The 23,339-nt window shown below is 60.1% G+C and carries 13 protein-coding genes; 9 read left to right on the top strand and 4 right to left on the bottom strand.

The genetic code is table 11. The annotated features are described in order from the left end of the window. Window positions 1–18: 18 nt before the first annotated feature. The 4 genes from KBY02_RS16835 (at window position 19) to KBY02_RS16820 (ending at window position 7,981) form a co-directional block, all read left to right on the top strand. Complete coding sequence (locus KBY02_RS16835; RefSeq protein WP_004406381.1) at window positions 19–1,323, top strand: homoserine dehydrogenase; 1,305 nt, start codon at window positions 19–21, stop codon at window positions 1,321–1,323. 104 nt (window positions 1,324–1,427) lie between these two features. Continuing rightward, window positions 1,428–2,837, top strand: coding sequence for a threonine synthase (gene thrC / locus KBY02_RS16830; protein WP_004406380.1), 1,410 nt, complete (start codon window positions 1,428–1,430; stop codon window positions 2,835–2,837). 183 nt (window positions 2,838–3,020) lie between these two features. Then, window positions 3,021–6,587, top strand: a complete 3,567-nt coding sequence (locus KBY02_RS16825) for an ATP-binding protein (RefSeq protein WP_225650628.1) — start codon at window positions 3,021–3,023, stop codon at window positions 6,585–6,587. 71 nt (window positions 6,588–6,658) lie between these two features. Then, window positions 6,659–7,981 carry an EAL domain-containing protein gene (locus KBY02_RS16820; RefSeq protein WP_024639876.1) on the top strand — a complete coding sequence of 441 codons (1,323 nt, stop codon included), beginning with the start codon at window positions 6,659–6,661 and terminating at the stop codon, window positions 7,979–7,981. Here KBY02_RS16820 and KBY02_RS16815 read toward each other — a convergent pair. After that, on the bottom strand, window positions 7,954–8,616 hold the full coding sequence (locus KBY02_RS16815; protein ID WP_024639877.1) for a response regulator: 663 nt from the start codon (window positions 8,614–8,616) through the stop codon (window positions 7,954–7,956). The two genes, KBY02_RS16820 and KBY02_RS16815, sit on opposite strands and share 28 nt — an antisense overlap. 289 nt (window positions 8,617–8,905) lie before the next feature. Between KBY02_RS16815 and KBY02_RS16810 the strand changes: the two genes are divergently transcribed. After that, the gene (locus KBY02_RS16810; RefSeq protein ID WP_004406361.1) at window positions 8,906–9,202 is read left to right on the top strand and encodes a DUF3509 domain-containing protein; all 297 of its coding nucleotides are present in this window, start codon (window positions 8,906–8,908) and stop codon (window positions 9,200–9,202) included. Between the two features lie 171 nt (window positions 9,203–9,373). On the opposite strand, the gene KBY02_RS16805 is transcribed toward KBY02_RS16810, so the two are convergent. Next, window positions 9,374–10,213 (bottom strand): TIGR02285 family protein, encoded by an 840-nt coding sequence (locus KBY02_RS16805; RefSeq protein WP_032608041.1) that lies wholly within the window; start codon window positions 10,211–10,213, stop codon window positions 9,374–9,376. Window positions 10,214–10,540: 327 nt separating this feature from the next. On the opposite strand from KBY02_RS16805, the gene KBY02_RS16800 reads away from it, so the two are divergent. The 3 genes from KBY02_RS16800 (at window position 10,541) to KBY02_RS16790 (ending at window position 14,079) form a co-directional block, all read left to right on the top strand. Further along, on the top strand, window positions 10,541–11,083 hold the full coding sequence (locus KBY02_RS16800) for a YaeQ family protein (protein WP_003314240.1): 543 nt from the start codon (window positions 10,541–10,543) through the stop codon (window positions 11,081–11,083). Window positions 11,084–11,144: 61 nt separating this feature from the next. Beyond that, on the top strand, window positions 11,145–12,860 hold the full coding sequence (gene recJ / locus KBY02_RS16795; protein ID WP_011266941.1) for a single-stranded-DNA-specific exonuclease RecJ: 1,716 nt from the start codon (window positions 11,145–11,147) through the stop codon (window positions 12,858–12,860). Between the two features lie 112 nt (window positions 12,861–12,972). Further along, window positions 12,973–14,079, top strand: a complete 1,107-nt coding sequence (locus KBY02_RS16790) for an NADH:flavin oxidoreductase/NADH oxidase (protein ID WP_011266942.1) — start codon at window positions 12,973–12,975, stop codon at window positions 14,077–14,079. 63 nt (window positions 14,080–14,142) lie between these two features. Here the strand turns inward: KBY02_RS16790 and KBY02_RS16785 are convergent, their stop codons facing one another. Beyond that, window positions 14,143–16,230 (bottom strand): response regulator, encoded by a 2,088-nt coding sequence (locus tag KBY02_RS16785; protein ID WP_024661012.1) that lies wholly within the window; start codon window positions 16,228–16,230, stop codon window positions 14,143–14,145. Window positions 16,231–16,528: 298 nt separating this feature from the next. Between KBY02_RS16785 and KBY02_RS16780 the strand changes: the two genes are divergently transcribed. Beyond that, window positions 16,529–17,275, top strand: coding sequence for a tellurite resistance TerB family protein (locus KBY02_RS16780; protein WP_225650627.1), 747 nt, complete (start codon window positions 16,529–16,531; stop codon window positions 17,273–17,275). Between the two features lie 57 nt (window positions 17,276–17,332). On the opposite strand, the gene KBY02_RS16775 is transcribed toward KBY02_RS16780, so the two are convergent. Beyond that, complete coding sequence (locus KBY02_RS16775) at window positions 17,333–23,305, bottom strand: NEL domain-containing protein (protein WP_225650626.1); 5,973 nt, start codon at window positions 23,303–23,305, stop codon at window positions 17,333–17,335. Window positions 23,306–23,339: the final 34 nt, after the last annotated feature.

The following is a 23,339-nucleotide window of genomic DNA, read 5'->3' as shown; positions in this document are numbered from 1 at the left end:
TTTTCGGGGAGTTCATCAGTGAAACCGGTCAAAGTAGGCATATGTGGGCTGGGTACTGTCGGTGGCGGTACCTTCAACGTACTTCAGCGTAACGCCGAGGAGATTGCCCGCCGTGCCGGGCGTGGAATCGAAGTGGCGCAAATTGCGGTTCGTACAGCAAATCCCAATTGCCAGATTACCGGTACGCCGACCACCAGCGATGTGTTTGCCATTGCGACCAACCCTGAAATCGACATCGTCGTAGAATTGATCGGCGGCTATACCGTCGCCCGCGAGCTGGTCCTCAAGGCCATCGAAAACGGCAAGCACGTGGTGACCGCCAACAAGGCGCTGATCGCGGTGCATGGCAACGAAATCTTCGCCAAGGCGCGTGAGAAGGGCGTGATCGTCGCTTTTGAAGCAGCGGTTGCCGGTGGCATCCCGGTCATCAAGGCCATTCGTGAAGGCCTGTCGGCGAACCGTATCAACTGGGTTGCGGGCATCATCAACGGCACCGGCAACTTCATCCTCACCGAAATGCGCGAGAAGGGCCGTACCTTTGCCGATGTTCTGGCCGAAGCTCAGGCCCTGGGTTATGCCGAAGCCGATCCGACCTTCGACGTTGAAGGTATCGACGCGGCGCACAAACTGACGATTCTGGCCTCCATTGCCTTCGGCATACCGCTGCAGTTCGACAAGGCCTACACCGAAGGCATTACCAAACTGACCACTGCAGACGTCAACTATGCCGAAGCACTGGGCTATCGCATCAAGCACCTGGGCGTTGCACGCAGCACGGCTCAAGGCATCGAACTGCGTGTACACCCGACCCTGATCCCGGCCGATCGCCTGATCGCCAACGTCAACGGCGTCATGAACGCCGTGATGGTCAATGGCGATGCGTCCGGCTCGACGCTGTTTTACGGCGCGGGTGCCGGTATGGAGCCTACCGCGTCTTCGGTGGTGGCCGATCTGGTCGATGTGGTCCGTGCGATGACCTCCGATCCGGAAAACCGGGTCCCTCATCTGGCCTTCCAGCCCGATTCGTTGTCCGCCCACCCGATTCTGCCGATCGAAGCCTGCGAAAGCGCCTACTACCTGCGCATTCAGGCCAAGGATCACCCGGGCGTGCTGGCTCAGGTCGCGAGCATCCTGTCCGAGCGCGGCATCAACATCGAATCGATCATGCAAAAGGATGTCGAAGAACATGATGGCCTGGTGCCGATGATCCTGTTGACCCACCGGGTAGTGGAGCAGCGTATCAATGACGCCATCCAGGCCCTGGAAGCGTTGCAGGATGTGGTGGGCCCGGTAGTCCGTATTCGCGTCGAACATCTTAATTAAGGCAGCGGCAAGCGGTCAGCTACAAGCTACAAGTCAGACGCCGATCGTTTTGGACTTGCAGCTTGCAGCTTGCAGCTTGCAGCTCGAACCGAAGGTTTGATCCCATGCGCTATATCAGTACTCGCGGGCAAGCGCCTGCATTGAATTTCGAAGACGTGCTGTTGACTGGTCTGGCCAGCGATGGTGGCCTCTACGTGCCGGAAAACCTGCCGCGCTTCACGCAGGAAGAGATCGCTTCCTGGGCAGGTCTGCCTTATCACGAACTCGCCTTCCGGGTGATGCGCCCCTTCGTGGCGGGCAGCATCCCGGATGCCGACTTCAAAAAGATTCTCGAAGAGACCTACGGCGTGTTTGCCCATAGCGCTGTTGCGCCGCTGCGCCAGCTGCATGGCAACGAGTGGGTACTCGAACTGTTCCATGGCCCGACGCTGGCGTTCAAGGACTTCGCACTGCAACTGCTCGGCCGCCTGCTCGACTATATTCTGGCCAAGCGTGGCCAGCGTGTCGTGATCATCGGCGCGACCTCGGGCGACACCGGTTCTGCGGCCATCGAAGGCTGCCGTCGCTGCGACAACGTCGACATCTTCATCCTGCACCCGAACAACCGGGTGTCCGATGTACAACGTCGGCAGATGACCACGCTCTTCGGCGACAACATTCATAACATCGCAGTCGAAGGCAACTTCGACGACTGCCAGGAAATGGTCAAGGCCAGCTTCGCTGATCAGAGCTTCCTGAAGGGCACTCCTCTGGTCGCGGTCAACTCGATCAACTGGGCGCGGATCATGGCTCAGATCGTCTACTACTTCCACGCGTCGCTGCAGTTGGGCGGACCTGCGCGTTCGGTGTCGTTCTCGGTGCCGACCGGTAATTTCGGCGACATCTTTGCCGGTTATCTGGCGCGCAACATGGGCCTGCCGATCAACCAGTTGATCGTTGCCACCAACCGCAACGACATCCTGCACCGCTTCATGAGCGGCAATCAGTACGTCAAGGAAACCCTGCACGCCACGCTGTCGCCTTCCATGGACATCATGGTGTCGTCCAACTTCGAGCGCCTGCTGTTCGACATGCACGGTCGCAACGGCGCTGCCATTGCCGAGTTGATGAGCACGTTCCGCCAGGGTGGCGGTTTCAGCGTCGAGGAAGAGCGCTGGACCGAGACCCGCAAACTGTTCGATTCGCTGGCGGTCAGTGACGAGGACACCTGCACGACCATCGCCGAAGTGTTCGCCAGCACTGGCGAGTTGCTCGACCCGCATACTGCTATCGGGGTGAAGGCTGCGCGCGAATGCCGGCGCAGTTTGGACACGCCGATGGTGATTCTGGGCACCGCGCATCCGGTCAAGTTTCCGGAAGCAGTTGAGAAAGCCGGTGTAGGAAAAGCGCTTGAACTACCTGCACATTTGTCTGATTTGTTCGAGCGCGACGAGCGCTGTACGGTTCTGCCAAATGACCTGAAAGCCATACAGGCGTTTGTCAGCCAGCACGGCAATCGCGGCAAACCGCTCTGACAGAAGCGTTGTGTAACAACTTTAGGCCCGCCATCTGGCGGGCCTTTCTGTTTCTACGTGCCAAACTTCGCTGGTTTTTCGAACCATAGAGTCGGGTCATTCGTAGTGAAGCAGGCAAGTATGCAAAGCGTAGTCAGGGAGACAGGCAGCACATCGAGATGCCGCGCATGGCGCCGGGTGTGGATGTTGCTGGCGCTGGTTTTTGCCGGGGCAGCCAATGCGGCGCAAAGCCTGCCGTTTTCACTGACAGCTCCTTTTGTGGCTTCAGCGGATATGGTTCTCGAAGATCAGGACCGGGCCTGGCTCGATCAGCGCAAGGTGCTTCAGGTCGGCATTGCGATCGCAGACTACGAACCGATCGACATCACCAGTGACCGCAACCGTTATCAGGGCATCAGTGCCGACTATCTGGGGCTGGTCAGCGACCAGTTGAACCTCCCGGTGCAGGTCACCGGTTTTGCCAAGCGTGACGAGGCTATCGAGGCGCTGCGCGACGGCAAGATAGATCTGCTGACCAGTGCCAATGGTTTCGAACGGGGTGTGAAAGGACTGTCCTTCTCAACCGAATACATGCCCGATCGATCGGTAGTGGTTGGCCGCGGCAACGATCTGAGCCCGTCGTCGAGCCTGGCCGGCAAGAAGGTCGTACTGCTTGATGGCTATGCCGATTCGGATGTGCTGCATCGCATTTATCCTGACAGCCAGATCATTATTGCGCCTAACCTCTACAGTGCTCTGGAAGCCCTGAGTCAGGGTGAAGTGGACGTGTTCATCGGTAACGAAGTCATCGTCCGTACCTACACTGCCCTGCGGCCCTATCTCGGTTTGCAGATCAAATTCGAAAGTCGTCTGCCCCCGGTGGGGTTTTCCTTTGCGGTCAGGGATGATGAGCAGCGCTTGCTGAACTTCATCAATCGGGCCCTGGACAGCATCGCACCTTCGACCAGTCGTGAAGTGCTCGGCCGCTGGACCATGGGGCTGGGCGCCGACGTGGAAGGACAACGTATTCGCCTCACCAGTGCCGAGCGACGCTGGCTGCTCAAGCATCCGAGTGTGACCATCGCGACCGTGCAGCACCCACCGTATATCTACAAAGACAATAACGGCCACTGGGTAGGGTTGAACGCAGATGTGCTGTCACGTATCTCGCGCATGACCGGCTTGCAGTTCGTCCATCAGGAATCACTTTCCACGCAGCAGAGCATCGACGTGCTGCGCGCCGGCCAGGCCGACATGAACACCACGCTCGCGGAAAATACCGAGCGCCGAAGGTTTCTGGACTTTACCTATTCGTTCGGCGGCAATAGCTGGATGTTCGTGGTGCGCTCCGACCACTCGTCCCGCATATCGCTCGACAGTCTGGCCGGGAAAGTACTGGCACTGCCGGCCAGGCATGCGCTCGAAGACCTGATCAGGCGCGAACACCCCTTGATCCAGCTGCGGCTGGTCAATACCTATGATCAGGCTCGCGCGCTGGTGGAAAGTGGTGCTGCCGACGCGACCATTCAGAATGAAGTGGGGGCCTACCTGTTTCCGTCCGGAGAATTGAAGGTCGCCAGAAGTGTTGAAGGTCAATGGTCACCCGACAGATTTTCAGTGATCAAGACCCAGCCCGAACTGCTGGGGATTCTGAACAAGGCGCTGGAGGAGTTCCCGGTGGCCGAATTGCGCTCGATCCGTCTGAAGTGGCTGGGATCGGCGCTGCCTCAGCCGTCGCTCTGGGCGCGCATACCGCCGTGGGTATTCTGGGTGGTGTCCCTGGCGCTGCTGACCGGGCTGGTGTCGCTGACCTGGAGCAGTCGCCTCAAGGTGCAGATTCGCCAGCGGCAAAGGGCGCAAAGACAGCTCAATGATCAACTGGCCTTCAAGCACGCGCTGCTCGACGGTATCCCCAATCCGATCTATGTGCGCGATCTCAAAGGGCGCCTGATTTCCTGCAACCGCAGCTACGAGCAGAGTCTGGGCATCAGTTTCGAACAGATGAATGGCCGACGCCTCACGGACGTCAATCTGATTCCGCGTGCGTTGGCCGAGCAGATGCATACCGATTACCTCAATCTGCTGGAAAATCATCAGCCGGTCTTTTCCGATCGCACCATCGAACTGCCTGGCAAACGTATGGATGTCTGGCAATGGACGGTGCCTTTCTTCGCCGCCGATGGTCAGCTGCAGGGGCTGCTCGGCGGCTGGATCGATATCACCGAACGCAAGCAACTGGAACAGCAGCTTCAGGAAGCCATGCGACTGGCCGCTCAGGCCAACGAGGCAAAAAGCGCTTTTCTGGCCAGCATGAGCCATGAAATTCGTACGCCGATGGGGGCAATCATTGGCTTGCTGGAACTGGAATGCGAACAGGCCTTGCGCTTGGGCACGATGCCGTCGCAAGGCCTGCAAGTGGCTCACCGCTCGGCTACGGAGCTGGTCGCGCTGATTGGCGAAAGTCTTGATCTGGCCAGAATCGAAGCGGGCGGCATGCAGTTGTCACTGGCTGTCACCTCCCTGCAAGGGCTTTTCGACGGTGTGATCGAGCTTTTTTCCGCACAGGCTCGGGAAAAGGGGGTGGAGCTACGCCTGGAACTCTCCGCGCAGGCGCGCGGCGACTACTGGCTGGATCCCTTGAGGTTGCGTCAGGTGTTGCACAATGTGCTGGGCAACGCCTTGAAGTTCACCCGTCAAGGTGCGGTGGTCGTGAGGCTCGATGTGACCAGCGATTCGCCTGACTCCACGCATGTGCGCATTGGTATCCAGGACAGTGGCGAAGGTATCGATCCGCAGCGTCAGCAGCAGGTATTTCAACCTTTCACTCAGGCGAACGACGACACGGCCGCACACTACGGGGGCAGCGGGCTGGGGTTGAGCATCACCCGGCAACTGGTGGCGCTGATGAAGGGCGATATCAGCCTGCACAGCGAGCCGGGCAAGGGGACCCTGGTTACCATCGACCTGCCGTTGACCAGGGTGAGCGAGCCGGTTTTGCCAGCGGACGATGTGACGGATGCGCCTGTCGACACGCGTAGTCTTCATCTGTTGGTGGTCGATGACATGTCCGCCAATCGCCTGGTATTGACCCGCCAGCTGGAGTTTCTTGGCCATCAGGTAACGGCTGTCGAAGATGGCAAGGCGGCGTTGTCGAATTGGTGTGAAGGGGCGTTCGATGCGGTCATCACCGATTGCAATATGCCGGGTATCAGCGGCTACGCGTTGACCCAGGCCATTCGCCAGATCGAAGAGAAAGAGCAGCGTCAGCGCTGCCCGGTGATTGGCTGTACCGCCAACGCGATGAGTGACGAGGCGGCACGTTGCGAGCAGGCAGGCATGGACGGCCTGCTGATCAAGCCGCTGTCACTGGCGCGTCTGGCCCAAGAGCTGGCGGATCGGGTACGCGAGCCGACGTTCGACATCGGCACGCTGCAAGCCATGACTCAGGCCAACCCGCAACAAATGCAACGGTTGCTGAGCGAGTTATGGAAGAACCTCAGGCATGAGCACGCGTTGCTGGAGCCCGCAGTGTCGGCCAATGACTGGAAGACCCTGGGCGCCTGTCTGCATCGGCTCAAGGGCGCGGCGAGTCTGGTCGACGCTGTGCCGCTCGCCAAGGCGTGTGCCGCGCTGGACGACAGTGTACGGCTGCAGAGCGCAGCCAGGCTGGCCGAACGCTGGCAGGTACTGGAAGTGGCCATGACCGGTCTGCGCGCGGATATCGAATTGCAACTGGTGGCCGTGCCCGAGACCGCGGTGCCAGGCGCTTGAATCCTGCGGAAAACCTGTGGCGTGTTTAGGACATGTCCTATGGGGCGGGTCTGCGGGACGAGCTACAGTTAATGCTATCCCGGGCCGATGGCTCTGACTCCGCAGGCGTGATCGTGCACTCACTCAAGGTTCTTATTCTCGAAGACCATCCCTTCCAGCTGATGGCTCTGCATCAGATGCTCAACGCCAATCAAGTGTTCGATGTGCTGGTGGCCGACAGCGTCGAGGTCGCCAGGCTTTCCCTGCAAACCCGCGGTCCTGTCGACATCGCGATCTGCGACCTGCAGATGGAAGGGCCTGATGGTCTGGAACTGATCCGCTTCATGGCTGAGAACGGCCTGGCGCGAGCGCTGATCATTGTCAGCTGTTCCGCCGCCTGCGTGCTGGAAGGGGCCGCGCAGCTGGCGCTCGCCCAAGGTCTGAATGTTCTGGGGTATGTGCAGAAACCTGCTTCCGCCGGGGCATTGTACGAGCTGCTCGAGGCGTATGGGCCCGGCCGCTCGGACTGTATAGAGCAGGCATCGCCGGGCAGCGCGTTCAGAGCTCTTTCCGCCATCGAATTGTTTGACCCGACAGGCAGCGGACCGATAGACGTGGCGTCCATTGCCGAACAATGGATCACCTACTTTCAACCCAAGGTCAGTCTGCAGGGCGAGTTGCTGGGGGCCGAAGCGTTGGTTCGCTGGCAGCATCCGGTGTATGGCCTGCTGGCCCCCGGGCGATTCATCGAGGCCATCGAGGCTGAAGGGCTGACCGTTGCGTTGACCTGGCGGGTGCTGGATCAGGCCCTGCAGTTCTCTGCGCAGGTCATGCGCGAGCAGGGCGAGCCGCTGTCGGTTGCCGTCAACATTGATCCACAAGTGCTGCAACAACTGGATTTCGCCGAGCAGATCACGCAGGCGCTTGCCCGTCATGGCGTGCCGGCCACCGCGCTGACCCTGGAAATTATCGAGCAGGACGCCGCACGGCCGGAAACCTGGCAGCTCGAAGGCCTGCTGAGGTTGTGCATGCAGGGTTGCAAGTTGTCCATCGATGACTTTGGCATGGGCGCTTCGAATATGGACCGGCTTCTGCAATTACCTTTCAGCGAACTGAAAATACCGACCGAGTTCGTGCGCGGCATGGCCGACGACGCGCGTAAATCGGCGGTAGTGGCCGGTGCCTTGCTCATGGCGCAGCGGCTGTCGATGTCGGTCGTGGTTGAAGGGGTCGAGACGATTGAAGACGTCCACAGTCTGCTGGCGCTGGGCGATCCGGCCATTCAAGGGTATTTCATTGCGCGCCCGATGCCTGCCTCGGCGTTCATGCGCTGGATGGCTGAGCATGATAGCAGCCACCTGCACGCCGTTTCGAAGGACGACCGGCCTCAGGACATGCCGCTTTCCTGCAAATAAATGAACAGGGCTGCGTCATTGGCCAGTCCGAGCTTGCGCATGGCGGCGACTTTCTGGGCGCTGACGGTCTGTTTGCTGCGATTGAGTTGCGCAGCGATCTGGCCAACCGTATGGCCGGCCGAGAGCAGGCGTAACACCTCAAGTTCCCGCGGCGACAAGCGATCTGCCGGCACAAGTGTGTCGTGTCCGTGCTGCCGGGCCTCTCTGAGTACCCTGCGTACGGATTGGGCGACGAAAAGCTCACCGCGCCTGACCCCCTGGATGGCAGCAGGCAGTTCTCCGGCAAGGCTGGCCTTGCTCAACAGACCCCGGACATCCAGGTCAAGCATGGACTGAAACAGTCCGGCATTGCTCAGGGTCGTGACAACGATCACCGGCAGCGCCGGAAAGTCCCGGCGGATGCGCTGCAGCAGACGCAGGCCATCGTTCTGCCGTTCAACGGGCATCATGAAGTCAGTCACCAGCACATCGCAGGCGTGGCGTTCGAGTACCTGAAGCAGTTCGTCCGGATTGCAGGCCTCGGCGACGACGCTGGCCAGATTGTTCTGCTCCAGTACGACCCGCAGGCCGATGAGAAAAATCGGGTGGTCATCAGCCACGATGACCCGCAACGGGCGATCAGCGGAATCGCTCAAGAGGTGGCTCCGTGAAAAAGGCTATACGGGTATTGCATGCGATAGAGGTGTTTAACGCAGTGATCAAGAGCATAGGCACCTTGTAGGACGCGTAGCGGAATTATGTTGGATTCTTCCTACAAGCTGACTTTCTGTTGTCATCGGCGTCCGGTTTTTTCCTTGTCACATTCAACAGGCATGCTCGAAATGACAGACAGGTGCTGCGATCTGGCGATAGAAAGAACTTTCTGCTGTCGCCGATGGTCATTGGTTAGCACCTTTGCATTCAAACTGTTGAGTGGTGATCCGGATGGAAAATATCAGCTTACTGCTAAGCGAAGCGCTGGCTCCCTATCAGGCCAGTATTGGCCCGGCCGGTTCTCGGGGCGAACGTCTGGTGACTCTGAAAGATAAAGCGGGCACCTGTGTGATCGAGCGCGCATTCGGCGCTGATCAGCTGAGCGACAAGCGTCAGCTCACCGACGTGGTAGACGGCCTGCGCCGCGATCTGATGGTTGCCGAGGGTCGAATCGAACCCTGTGTCATCGCTGCCATGCGCAATGCTGCAATCAGTCGCACGTTTGTCGGCACCCCATCATTTGCTTAACAGTTGCTTAACCGGCGACAACGATTCTGGAACCTGACGGGTTCTATGCACTCCTATCCATTACGTCAGACTTGATCATTGTGCTCCGGTGATCAAGGGCTGACGTACTGACCAGCATGGTCATGTTTACCCCGGGCAGGTCCCCCTCTGCCCGGGGTTTCTTTTGTCCGCTCATTCCTTGTCCAGCAGCGCCTTGACGTCCTCCAGGTAGCTGGCCCGTTGCGCGGGTTCCAGCCACTGCGCATAAAAGCCCATCAGGCTGGTTTCGCGCAGCACGCGCATCTCGCGGTTGATCAGCGCAATGGCCTGCTGGCCTTTGGGTGAGTTGCTGCAACTGACATAGACGAACTGGTATGCAGGGTTGCCCTTGATCGGCAAGAAGGCCAGCTCCTCGGGCCTTATGCCTTGTTGCATGGCGTGATAGCGCGCTTCCGGCCAGAAGCTGATAAAGGCCTGCAGACGCTCCAGACGCTCCATTTGCAGCAGGCTGCCGACGGCATCGTTACCGTAGTGCGGCACAAGGACGTCTTCATCGACGTCGTGCAACGTGTGGTCGATCACTTCTCCATAGCTGCGTTCGGCAACGATGCCCAATTTGATCTTCCGGCTGGCCATCAACGCCGCCACGTCGATTTTTCCGTCTTCTACGTAGGGCTCGAACTTCGACATCTCCTCCTTGCGTACAATCAGACCGCTGCTCAGTACCGCACCGATCGGTATGGAAAAAAGCAGGGTTCTGGCTCTTTCTGCCGTCCACAGCATGGTGGGATCACAACTGAGAGACGTCTCGTCGCTCAGCATTTGCAGAGCCCTGGCGCGGTTGACCCGCATCAGCACGTGATCGTATTCGGGCATTTGCGCAGTCAGCAATGGCATGAGCTGATCAATTGCACCTTGCCCGCGCATGGCACCGGAAAAAATCGTCGAAGGGGGGATGTCGCGCATCAGCCAGGTCAGCGTCTCCCTGGCCTGGCTGACGCACGACGTGGCAGCCAGCGACAGGGCGAGCATCAATCGAGCCGTTGTGCAGTGCGAGGCAGGAAGGGGCATTCGCGGGTGTCATCCTCGAAAAGGGTTCAACGGTCTGAGGTAGGGGTGGCAGCTCTTTGAACGGCGCTGCGCCAGTGGCGTCACATTCAGGTGCCCCGGTTGGGAGTCCGGGTGCTCGCTGCAGATCGTCTTTAGCACAGATATGTATCAGAAATTTGTTTCAAACTATCGATTTTTGTTCGTCCTGCAAATGAGGGGGGCAAACACACCCTTGCGCGAGCAAGTTCGTTCACAGGCCCGGCATCGGGTAGACTTGCCGTCTTCCCTCCAGACTCTAGAAGCCCGTTCATGGCCCAGCCGTCCACGACCTACAAATTCGAACTCAATCTCACCGACCTTGATCGCGGCGTGTACGAGAGCGTCAAGCAGACCATTGCCCGCCATCCTTCGGAAACCGAAGAGCGCATGACTGTGCGTCTGCTGGCCTATGCCTTCTGGTACAACGAACAGTTGTCGTTCGGTCGTGGCCTGTCAGATGTGGACGAACCCGCACTGTGGGAAAAAAGCCTGGATGACCGGGTTCTGCACTGGATCGAAGTGGGGCAGCCGGATGCCGACCGGCTGACCTGGTGCTCGCGCCGTACCGAACGCACCAGCCTGCTGGCCTATGGCAGCTTGCGCGTCTGGGAAGGCAAGGTCATCCCGGCGATCAAGAACCTGAAAAACGTCAATATCGCCGCCGTCCCGCAGGAAGTGCTGGAAGTGCTGGCCAAAGACATGCCGCGGGTCATCAAGTGGGATGTGATGATCAGTGAAGGGACGGTGTTCGTCACTGACGACCGTGGCCAGCACGAGGTCCAGTTGCAATGGCTTGCGGGCGAGCGCGGCTGACAGCCGCCGGTTCCGTTCGAAAAACATTCATCGACACTGCACAGAGAATCAGCTGACCCGCATGCGCATCGAACCTCGTCCATTGCCCGACACCTTGCCGTTCCTTGGCGACCTGCCGCCCTTGCTCACCCGTCTGTACGCAGCACGAGGTGTGGCCTGCGAGGCTGAACTGGACAAAAGCCTGGCGCGGCTGATCCCTTATCAGCAACTCAAGGGGATCGATGCGGCAGTAGACCTGCTGGTCACTGCGCTGCGTGAGGGCCAGCGCATGTTGATCGTCGGCGATTTCGACGCCGATGGCGCGACCGCCAGCACCGTGGGTGTTCTGGGACTGCGTCTGCTGGGCGCAGTGCATGTGGATTATCTGGTGCCCAACCGGTTTGAATATGGCTACGGCCTTACGCCGGAAATCGTCGAAGTGGCATTGCAGCGCGAACCTCAGCTGTTGATCACCGTGGATAACGGCATTTCGAGCGTCGAGGGTGTAGCAGCGGCCAAGGCGGCCGGCTTGCAGGTACTGGTGACCGATCACCATTTGCCTGGGCATGAGCTTCCGGCCGCAGACGCCATCGTCAACCCGAATCAGCCAGGCTGTACCTTTCCCAGCAAGTCGCTGGCCGGTGTCGGGGTCATTTTCTACGTACTGATGGCCTTGCGGGCGCGTCTGCGCGAGACCGGCTGGTTCGAGAGCAATCAGCGTGCCCAGCCCAATCTGGGCGAGCTTCTGGATTTGGTCGCGCTGGGCAGTGTGGCCGATGTGGTGCCGCTGGACGCCAACAACCGCATTCTGGTCCATCAGGGGCTGATGCGTATCCGTGCCGGGCGTGCCAGACCGGGGCTGCGCGCCATTCTCGAAGTGGCACGACGTGAACCTTCGCGCATCACCTCCACCGACCTGGGGTTCATTCTCGGGCCACGCCTGAACGCGGCAGGGCGCCTGGATGACATGAGCCTGGGCATCGAATGCCTGCTCTGCGACGACCCGACACTGGCGCGGGAAATGGCCGTGCAACTGGATGAGTTGAACCAGGATCGCAAATCCATCGAGCAGGGCATGCAGCGTGAAGCACTCGCCCAGCTCAAGGACCTGCCGCTGGAGTCGATGCCGTTTGGCCTCTGCCTGTTCGATGCCGAATGGCACCAGGGTGTCATCGGCATCCTCGCTTCGCGTCTCAAGGAGCGTTACCACCGCCCGACCATCGCGTTCGCCAGCGCCGGGGAGGGCGTGCTCAAAGGCTCGGCCCGCTCGGTGCCAGGGTTTCACATTCGCGACGCGCTGGACGCCGTGGCGGCCAGTCATCCGCACCTGATCAGCAAGTTCGGCGGCCACGCGATGGCGGCAGGTCTTTCGCTGCCTGAAGAGAACTTCCCGGCATTTGCCGCAGCGTTCGACCAGGAGGTGCGTCGTCAGCTCGATGAGCAGGACCTGACCGGGCGTTTGCTGTCCGACGGCTCGCTGGCCGTCGAGGAGTTTCATCTGGAGCTGGCCCGTGCACTGCGCAATGCCGGTCCCTGGGGGCAGCACTTCCCGGAGCCTTTGTTCCACGGCGTGTTTCAGCTGGTCGAGCAACGGGTGGTGGGCGAGCGTCATTTGAAGATGGTGCTCAAGACCGAATGCGGCAGCGTCAAGCTCGATGGCATTGCGTTCGGCGTCGACCGGGATATCTGGCCCAATCCGAATATCCGCTGGGTCGAGCTGGCCTACAAACTCGATCTCAACGAGTTTCGCGGTAACGAAACCGTGCAATTGATGGTGGTGCATATCGCGCCACGCTGACGATAGCAGGAACCCCTCTCGCTAACGGGGTGTCGACACTACACGGTCTGTCAAACCTGTTCTTTGAATGAACGGAACCTGGACACCTGAATTTTCATTACGAGAGGTTGCCATGAGCCTGCTGCTTGAACCCTATACCCTGCGTCAATTGACCCTTCGCAATCGCATTGCCGTATCGCCGATGTGCCAGTATTCCAGTGTCGACGGCCTGGCCAACGACTGGCACCTGGTTCACCTGGGCAGTCGTGCTGTCGGCGGTGCCGGCCTGGTCATCACCGAAGCAATGGCGGTGACGCCGGACGGCCGCATCACTCCCGAAGACCTCGGGCTGTGGAATGACGAGCAGATCGAACCGCTGCAACGTATCACCCGCTTCATCAACGCTCAGGGCGCGGTTGCCGGCGTCCAGCTGGCGCATGCCGGCCGCAAGGCCAGCACCTGGCGCCCGTGGCTTGGCAAGCACGGCAGTATCTCCCTCAATGAAGGTGGCTGGACGCCGGTCGGGCCTTCGGCGATCGCCTTCGATCCGCAGCACACTGCCCCTGTGCAATTGAGCGAGACGCAGATCCAGGAGTTGATCAAGGCGTTTGTCGATTCCGCACGGCGTGCCCTGGAGGCAGGCTTCAAAGTTGTGGAAATCCACGCTGCCCATGGCTATTTGCTGCATCAGTTCCTGTCGCCCCTGAGCAACCAGCGCACCGACGAGTATGGCGGTTCATTCGAGAACCGCATTCGCTTTACGCTGCAAGTCACCGAAGCCGTGCGTGCGGTGTGGCCTGCAGAGCTGCCAGTGTTCGTTCGCGTATCCGCCACCGACTGGGTGGAAGACGGCTGGAACGCCGATGAAACGGTCGAGCTGGCGCGTCGCTTGAAAGCCATCGGGACCGACCTGATCGATGTATCGTCGGGCGGTACGTCAGCCAAGGCGGAAATTCCGGTCGGCCCAGGCTACCAGACGCGCTTTGCCGAGCGGGTTCGCAAGGAGTCCGAGATCGCAACGGGCACGGTGGGCATGATTACCGATCCGGCGCAGGCAGAGCACATTCTGCGCACCGGGCAGGCCGATATCATCCTGCTGGCGCGTGAGCTGCTGCGTGATCCGTACTGGCCGCTGCGTGCCGATGAAGACCTGGGTGGGCGCCTGGCAACCTGGCCTGCGCAGTACCAGCGCGCCACACACCGTGATCAGCCGATTCATGAGTCAGATCTGCGCGACTGATCGCCAGTCGGCTCACGGATAGCAATACCCGAAAAATGAGCGCCGTATGGCGCTCATTTTTTGTTACTCGCCTTCCAGCAGCTCGGTGACGCGGCCGATCAGTTCGGCAATCGCAAAGGGCTTGGGCAGCACGTGCATGCCCGGCTCCAGCGTGTCATGCGCCAACGCGGCGTTTTCAGCATAACCGGTCACAAACAGGATTTTCAGGTCGGGCCGGACATCCCGCGCCGCGTCTGCGACCTGACGACCGTTCATGCCGCCCGGCAGACCGACGTCGGTGATCAGCAGGTCGATGGCCGCCTTGGACTGCAGAATGGTCAGCGCATCGGCGCCTCGTTCAGCCTGCAAAACGATATAGCCAAGGTCTTCGAGCAACTCCGTGATGAGCAAGCGCACGGCGGGCTCGTCATCGACCACCAGAATGGTTTCGTCGCCGGTGCTGGAGGCGGGGACTTGCAGCGGGCTGTCATCGAAGGCCACTGTTTCAGCTTCGCCTTCGTGCATCGGCAGCAGAATGCTGACTTTCGAACCCTCGCCAACCTTTGACGTGATGTAGACGCCGCCACCTGACTGCCGTGCAAAACCGTAAATCATCGACAACCCCAGTCCGGTGCCCATGCCTGTCGGTTTGGTGGTGAAGAACGGGTCGAAGGCCCTCGCCATGACGTCGTTGCTCATGCCCGTGCCGGAGTCGCTGACGGACAGTTCCACATAGCGGCCTGCAGGCAACTGATACCGGGTCGCCGTGACTGCAGTCAGGTGACGGTTGCCCGTCTGGATCAGCAGCTTTCCGCCATCGGGCATGGCGTCCTTGGCGTTGATGCACAGGTTGAGCAGTGAATTTTCCAGTTGATGCGGGTCAACCAGGGTCGCCCACAGCCCGCGTGAGGCATTGACCTGCATATCGATGGCCGGACCTACGGTGCGTCGGATCAGCTCGTCCATGCCCGCGACCAGCAGGTCGATATCGGTAGCCTTGGGCGCCAGTGTCTGACGGCGCGAAAATGCCAGCAGTCGATGTGTCAGGGATGCCGCGCGTCGCGAGCCTTCCAGTGCGGCGTTGATGTAGCGGTCCAGCTCTGTGAAGCGTTCCTGTCTGATCCTCGACAGGAGCAGCTCCATGTTGCCGGTCACGCCCATCAGCAGGTTGTTGAAGTCATGAGCCAGACCGCCGGTCAATTGCCCGACCGCTTCCATTTTCTGCGATTGAATCAAGGCCTCTTCGGCGATACGCAGTGCCTTGATGCGGTCCTTTTCGTGGGTCAGGTGTTTGCCCAGCGCAAAAATGATTCCATTGCCGGGTGCCGCGGTCCAGCCGAACCAGTGATAGCTGCCGTCGACGTGCTGATAACGATTTTCAAACAGCGGCAGCACATGGTTGATGGTGTGTTTCAGAGCATTCTGGGTGCCGCTGACATCATCCGGATGCAGCAGGGTCATGATGGAGGTGCCCAGCAGCTCGTGTTCCGGGTGGCCCAGCAGCGCTGTCCAGGCCGGGTTTACCCGCAGAAAGATACCGTTGAAATCGAGTATCGCCAGCGGGTCCGGAGATATCTCCCAAAACGTGTCCAGCTCCAGCGTGCGTTGCTCCAGTCTGGCGGTCTGCTGTCGTTCCAGGCTGACCAGGTCATCGATCAGTTTCAGGCGTTTGCGTTCGCTATCCTGCAGCGCCTGCTGGTTGAGGACATGCGCGGTGGTTTCGTTGGTGATGCAGAACATGCCGACAACCACGCCGTGTTCGTCGATTACCGGTGAAAACGAAAATGACCACCATGTCTGTTCGACCTCGCCGTAGCGTGCCATGGTCAGCGGCATATCCGTGTAGCGGCAGGGCTTGCCGGCAAACGCATCGATCACCAGCGGCGCGACCTGATCCCAGACGTCAGCCCACAGATCCGGAATGAGTGCGCCGATAGCGTTGTCCTTGCGCGGGCCGAGAATCGGCGTATAGGCGTCATTGTGGAAAAACACCAGATCCGGCCCCCAGAGCAGGTACATGGACTCCGGGGAATTGAGGATCAGATTCAGGGTGTTTTTCAGCGATACCGGCCAGTGCTCGATCGGTCCGAGTGAAGTCTGGCTCCAGTCCCTGGATCGGATAATCCCGGCGGCCTTGCCGTGAGCGGTCGGGAAACCAGTGGGCGATATCACTTCGGACAAGCTCCTGAAAATCTGCATGGAGGGGCAGTGGCATTCATATGAATATGGATGTGTGTTCGATCAGTCCAGGAAAGAGGCTGCGTACCTGACTTTACCTGCAGCCTGTCCTTATTGACTCTTTGCCACAGGCGCGGGTTGCACGCATTTCGCCGATAAGCGGGGCAGATTGACGAACGGGTATCGGTGCAACTCCGTAACATCCGGAAGCACACCGGTAAGGGCCTGGCAGTGACTTCTCTTCAACTTGTTGGTCAATCACTCATCTGACAAACCTTGTAGGAGGCTTCCTGTGAATACGCGTGGTTTACTCGATCAATTGCTCAAGTCCGGACAAAGCATGTTGCAGGACAAGAACAAAGGCAAATCCGGCAAGCAATCGTCGGGCGGCGATTCACTGATCAATGGCCTCGGCAGCCTGCTTGGCGGTGGTAAAGGGCAGGGCGCTTCCCAGAATGGGCTGGGTGGTCTGTTGTCCGGCGCCGGCGGTGGTGCGCTGGCCGCAGGTGCCATGAGCCTTCTGCGTGGCAAACGCACACGCGGGATGGGCGGCAAGGCGTTGACCTACGGAGGCTTGGCGGCGCTGGGGGTATTGGCTTACAAAGCTTACAACAACTGGCAGGCCAGTCAGGGGCTCGCCGCTCAGCGCGAACCACAAACCATCGACCGGCTGCCCGAGGCTGAAGCCGAGCAGCATAGCCAGGCAATCCTGCGTGCACTGGTCGCCGCCGCGAAGGCCGATGGCCATGTCGATGAGCGTGAGCGCGAACTGATCGAAGGTGAGTTCACCAAGCTGGACAGTGATCATTCACTTCAGCAGTGGCTTCACGCCGAGCTGAACAAGCCGCTGGACCCGGCAGAGGTGGCACGGGCCGCGACCACGGCGGAAATGGCGGCAGAGATGTACATCGCCAGTGTAATGCTGGTGGATGAAGAGCATTTCATGGAACGCGCCTACCTCGATGAGTTGGCGCGTCAGTTGAAGCTGGAACCCGGCCTCAAGACCGAGCTTGAAGGCCAGGTGCGGAACGCTCAGTGAACTGACGCTTCCAGCAGCGGGTTGCCTGACACGCCTTGTGTCAGGCAACCCGCTCGATCAGTGATGTTCTATTCCTTCAGCGTTGGTCAGCTCCCTGATCAGCGCTGTCTGCTGCTCCTTGAACCTGGCTTCGAACTCTAGAATCCGTCCTTCGTATTCCGGATCTTCGAGGCTGATATTGCGTTGCTCGAACTCGTCGGTGAGTTGGTTCAGTTCAGTCCTGTAGGTGCGTTCGAGTGTTTCGAAGCGTCCAGCATGGATTTCGCGCAGGTAACTGATCCAGTAATCCTGCTGCTGGGCAAAACGCAGGAAGGGCTCGCCGCGTTCGCCGTTTTGCACGCGAAGCAGTGCCGCGTCGAATTCCCCCGGCCTGATGGCGGCGTGGGCCTGGTACAGCATGCCTTCCGGCGGCACGGGCAAGTCCAGCGCGCTGGCCCAGTGCGTGCGATACGCCAGACGTACCTCGGCTTCATCACGGCTGCCGGTCTGTTCGCGGGCTGCGGCATCCAGCTCGGACAGGCGATACAGCCGGACGGTCAGTCGATACAACAGCGCACCGCGCTGCTCCGCGACGACGTCCTGCAACGACTGCCGGATGAACACCAGCACTTCCATCTGGTTGAACTCCAGAAGGATGCCGTCCGGGCAGGTGTGGTTGTCACGAAACAGCCTGAGCGGTTCTTCGGCAATAGCGTTGAGGGTCAGTCCGAGTTGCGGGTCCTGACTCACCGTGACCAGTACCCGCCAGACGCGCTCGCGCAGCGCTGCACGGCTGGTGATGTTGCGATAATCGGCGCTGTGACGGAGCGAGTCGATCAGGTCGAGCAGGTTGCGGGTCTGCTCGCGGGCCTCCAACTGCTCCCAGATCTCGCGCCGCCCGGCGCTCAACGGGTTGCTGTCGTCCAGCCAGGGCTCGACGGTGACGGGTTCCGGAGTCGATGCCCGGCTGTCCTCTGAGGACAGGTACTCTGAATACGATGAGTCCGAGTCATGGTTTTCCGTCCAGTCCATCGCGCTGAGCTCGGGCGGCAGGTCCATGTCGAAGGTGAAAGAACGTCCATAACGCTCTGAAAAATGCGCCTGCCGCATGGTGTCTTCGGAAAGCGGATTGTTCAGCAGGCTTATTTCCGTGTGCGCAAACTCGCTGCCGGGATTGGCGAGTATGTGCTCTGGCAATTCGCTGATCAGATTACCCTCCAGCAAGAGTGTCCTGATTTGCGCTGGAACCATGCTCTCTGTCCAGGCTGGCCATTCGACCAGTCCGGCATTGTTCAGTGACAGCCAGTTGAGTGCAGTGCCACTGAGGCTGGTCAGGTCGCTGATGGCGCCTATCCGGTTGCCATCCAGCTCCAGTCGTTCAAGCGTCGCAATCCGGCTGAAGAAATCGATGTGCTGTTGCTCTACCAGCATTCCCTGATCCATCAGCGATAGCGAACGAAGTGATCGAAGCTCGAGCAGCGCCGGTGGCAGTTGCAGCAGGGGGGCGACATGTCCGCTTATTTCCAGTGAGGTCAGATCAGTCATGCGGCGCAACAGTTGATCCAGATCAGAGGCCGTGCCGGTTATTCGGCTCAGGTGCAGATAGCGTACCTGGCGATAAAAGAAATCAGGCAGCTGTCGCGGAAAGTCGATCAATGCGATGTCTGCAAGGCGCAGGGGGCTATGGAGCTGCCCCAGGCTGAAATTTCGCCAGTGATCGATCAGTATCCTGCCGATTTGCTGGCGTGATTCGATGGTCTGCTCGCTCGGTACGGCCATCGAGCCGGAGGCATGCGTCCATTGATCAACGGCGGCAAATAATTCGGCACCTTCGTTCAGTTGCCTGTTTACAGCGGCCTGCACGGCAACCGGAGTGTCCATGACAAAACTGAAGGAACTGCCGGCTACCGCTTCATTGATACGTGCGTGTATTGCGGTGTGTCGGGACAGGATATTGCCGCGCAAGTCAATCAAGGTCCGGTGCTCAGGGCTGGGAGGATTGTCAAGGATCCACCCGGGCAGTTCCGTCAGGTTGTTGTGAGCCACCGACAGCTCACGAATGTTGTTCGGAATGATGTCGGTCAGCCAGGACGGCCAGCGGTTCATGCCAACCCGCTCCAGCACCAGCCGATCAAGGTGCAGCCAGCTCAGGTCCATGGGCAGCACACTGACCAGTCGATTGCCACTGAGGTTCAGCATCCTGAGGCCCGGCATGCTGCGCAGGTGGTCCATCTGCGCCTGATCCAGAAAAATCTCCTGGTTGATCAGCGCCAGTTCGGTCAGTTGGGGCAGCACACGGGACACTTGCTGAGGCAGGTTGAGAAAGACCGAGGTCTCGGGGGCCAGTCCGGCGGCTGGCTCACTGATCAGGTTCAGTGCGCGGGTATGCGGGAAACGTTGCAGGAAGGCTCCAAGTTCGGCGCTGTTGGTCGACTGCCGGGGCAGGTTTATGCCGGCAGGCGTCAGGTCAATTGCACCGGGGCGTGCTCTGGGCTCGACCGATATGTTTTCCAGGTGCAGCGCGGTAACGCGATTGAAGACGAAGTCCGGCAGATGGTGCGGAAAGTCACTCAGCGAGACATGTTGCAGGCTTAGCGGCTCAAGCGTCCGTCCTATCTCGGGCAGGTTGTTGAGGCGCCAGTGGCTCCAGATCGCTTCGTTGATGCGCACGCGACTGTCCATATGAGCCTGAGTCATGGGCGGCATTGACACGGATTCATAGGTCCAGGCGTCGAGACTTGCGCGCAACAGCATTTGCTCGTGCAGCAGGTCGTTGAGTCGCGCATCGATGGTTCTGTTGTCCCAGCCAGTGTGGCGCAGGCGGCCGAGGATCTCTTCGGGAAACGCGTCCTCCAGCTCAAGCATGCGGATCTTGTCCAGCAGGCTCTCGTCGGTCATGTGCCAGTCGACCCTGCCGCTACCGCTCAGGGGGTAGCCAAGGCGACCGTCAGCCAGGCGCATGGGGGATCTGCTGCCTGGCTTGATCGCCTGCATGTTCAGCAATGGCGCGAGGTGCTGGCGGGGCAGGGGGTTGTCCTGGATCAGCGTTGCCAGCGCCTGACCCTGCCCGGTGTGGGCAAAGCCCAACTGGTTGCGTTCGGCATCGGGCAGGGCGTGCAGCACGGACGAGTACAGATCGTCCAGCCCGTGCAGGTGCTGGTCGTCAGCATCACGGGTCTCGTAACGATTGCCGTCCTTGATCAGTACTTTGCGTACAGGCGCATCCTCGGGACCGATGCTGTCGATCAGCCGGCCACCGAAATACCGGTCATGGACCTCCAGCCTGACCTGTGCAGGCCATTGCGGCAGGGCTTCAAGGCTGTGCAACGCAAGACAGTCGGTATCGGCGCTGGAGACCGAGGTCAGATAAAGCCCTTCATAGGCCCGCGCCAGTCTCACCTGCTGTAAATAGGCGCTGGCCTCTTCGGCAACGGGCAGCGGCACCCGGCGCTCCGTCGTCAGTTGCAGCCGCTCTGCCGGCAAGGCGTGGCTGGCCAGTTCCTCGGCAACCAACGGTGGCAGGCCGGGAAATGCCTTCTGCAGGGTCTGCACGCCGTCAGCCTCGGCGACGCTCAATGCGCGGTAACGGGATTCGAACAGCCAGCCTCGGGTGGCTCGGGCGCGTGCCGCCAATTGCGCCCGTAGTGTGATCAGTCGCGGTGACATGCCGAGCTGACCCGCGCCGAACTCTTCGTTGAGCAGGGTGCGTATTTCGTTGTTGCCGAGCTGTTCCAGCACCTGGCGCAGGGCATCCGGCTGGTCGGCACGCACCGTGATGTCGAGGCTGTCAGCCGCCACCGGATGAGAGGCCGGAGCGAATGTCTGAAGCGTATGGCCCTCGGCATCCACCAGGACCAGCGCGCGATTGCCCGGCCAGCCACGGTCCTGGCTCAACAGCTCCAGTTGAAGCGGTGCCGCCGCGTTTATATCGTTGGCTTCCAGTTGCTCGATGAACCGCTCGATCTCCTGGTCCAGCCTGAACCGGCGCGCCGTGTCCTCAAGCAATGCCGGAGGGCGACGCTGATCGGCCAGTGCCTCGCGCATTACCGATTCAGGCGTGTTGCTGACGTTGACGATGCGCCTGGCGGTGCTGTCGGAAAACGTATCGCTGGAATAGCCCAGCCGTCGAAACAAGGTCAGGCCTTCCATCTCCAGCGGCTGATCGAGCTCATGCAGCCATGCTCCGGCGCCGTTGTGTCGCAAGGCGGGCCGATAGCTGTCGGCGCGGGTCGGGTGCTCGATCAGGTAGCCGTCGCCGTTGGCGGCAGGGCTGACCGAATAGGTGCGTCCTTCAAGTGGCAGCCATTGTTTGCCCTGCCATGTGTACAGCCCTGTAGCATCGGGCTGCAGCCCCTTGGGCAGGACGATGTCATGGGCAAAGGGCGTCAGATCAGGCTTCCACAGGCGCGTCGTGCCGCCTGGTAAATCCACGGGCTTGAGGCGGTGGACGAACTCGGGCGCCTGTACTGCAGGGATGCCCGCTGCGCCCGTCGACGCAGCACCAAGGGCCGATATCAGCGCAACGTTCTCGATCACATCGAACAGGTAGGCGAACGCCTGTCGTTTCTCGTCCCTGGCCCAGCTCTCCATGCCCTCATACACTTCGTGAACCAGCTGAATGGCGGTGACGGCCATCATCACTTCGCCCAATACCGGAACCACGAAGCCTGCGATATTCAAGACGTCGAAGGCGGTGTCCATGAAGTACTGCACCCGCTCATCGAAGGTCTTCTGGTCCTGTGCCGCAGTCGGCACACCATGAAACAGTGCGTCGTCGCGCAACGCCGCGCATTTGCGCTCATGCAGGTTGTCCAGCAGCGGGCCTTGCAGCACGGTTTCTCTCAGGTCGAGCCGGGCGTTTCGGTCCGCTTCACGCTCCAGCCACTGACGTTCGAAAATGCCGCCTTTCTTGACTTTGGGGTACAGGCGTTCGGACAACTTTTCAAATACGGTACTTCGATGGCGTGCAGGTACGAAACGCATGAAGAAGTTCAGGTAGCCGTTGATGAACATCCGCTCACGCAACGCATTTATGAAGACTTCGACCGAGTCGTATTCCTTCAGCGGCGCAACGGGGTCATCCGGGATATACACCACAATCCTTTCTGCCTGAGTGGCAATATCCCGGTCTTTGCCAATCACCAGAAGACCGGTTAGTTCGATATCGCCCAGGCACAGTACGCTGCAGTTGACCGGCCTGTTATCAAGTCGGACATGTTGCTTGCCGTCGAGAAACTCCAGTAATGCGCTTTGCAAATCCGGGCCGATCTGCTGTTGCAGGGAGGCCATCTGCAACTGCAGCCGGATCGACGATGCCTCCAGTTGCATGAAGCTCTGGCGCAGTCTGGATGCCGCAGCGTCTGCAGTTTCGTCGGGGCTCGAAGGCCTGCTGAAGACGGCCTGGATATGCGCCTGATATTGGCCGCCCAGGTCCAGCTCACGGCACAGCGCCGCAAAGCCGGTCGGGGAGAGCGGCAGGGACTTTCCGCTGATCTGTGGGCCGATGATTTCAAACGAAGAAAACACCTGGGCCTTGAGGCCGGTGCTGGAATCCATTGCGCCCGGAACTGTTTCCCAGGCTTCGAAGTTCTGCAACGCGGCCTTGAGCAGGCTCTGGGTCGCGGCCTTCAGGGCAATGTTTGCCTGCGTTAGCGGGTCTCTGGATGCCGTATTGAATGATTGGTCGACCCGCGCACGACTGGCATGGAACAGCCAGGTGTCGGCGACGTCCACCTGCAGTCCGAAGCGATCCTTGATGGCGGCTGTCAGCAGGGGCCTTGCGAAGTCCTCCAGCGTCGACAGGCGATCCAGCGTCGGACGAACCTGTTGCTCGTACTCGCGGTGCTCGGCGTACAGGCGCTGCAGCTCGGCGAGCTGATCAGGGTTGGACTTGCGTGCGCTCGCCAGCCATTGCACGGGGCGCCGCGAAGCCTTGCGCAAGGCTGCATGGGTCGCCGGCTCGGCCTGAAGCAGCCACTCGGGGGATTTGTCTTTTATCAGTTGCAGATGCGGGAGTGCAGGAGCCTTGCCCGACGGAGATAGATCCAGCATTTAAGTGCCTTGTCGTGAATGAACAGGCGACAAA

The organism is Pseudomonas sp. P129 (assembly GCF_020312195.1).
Lineage (GTDB): Bacteria > Pseudomonadota > Gammaproteobacteria > Pseudomonadales > Pseudomonadaceae > Aquipseudomonas > Aquipseudomonas fragariae.
The sequence above is the reverse complement of the archived record's forward strand: the minus strand, read 5'-3'. Positions and strand labels throughout refer to the sequence as shown.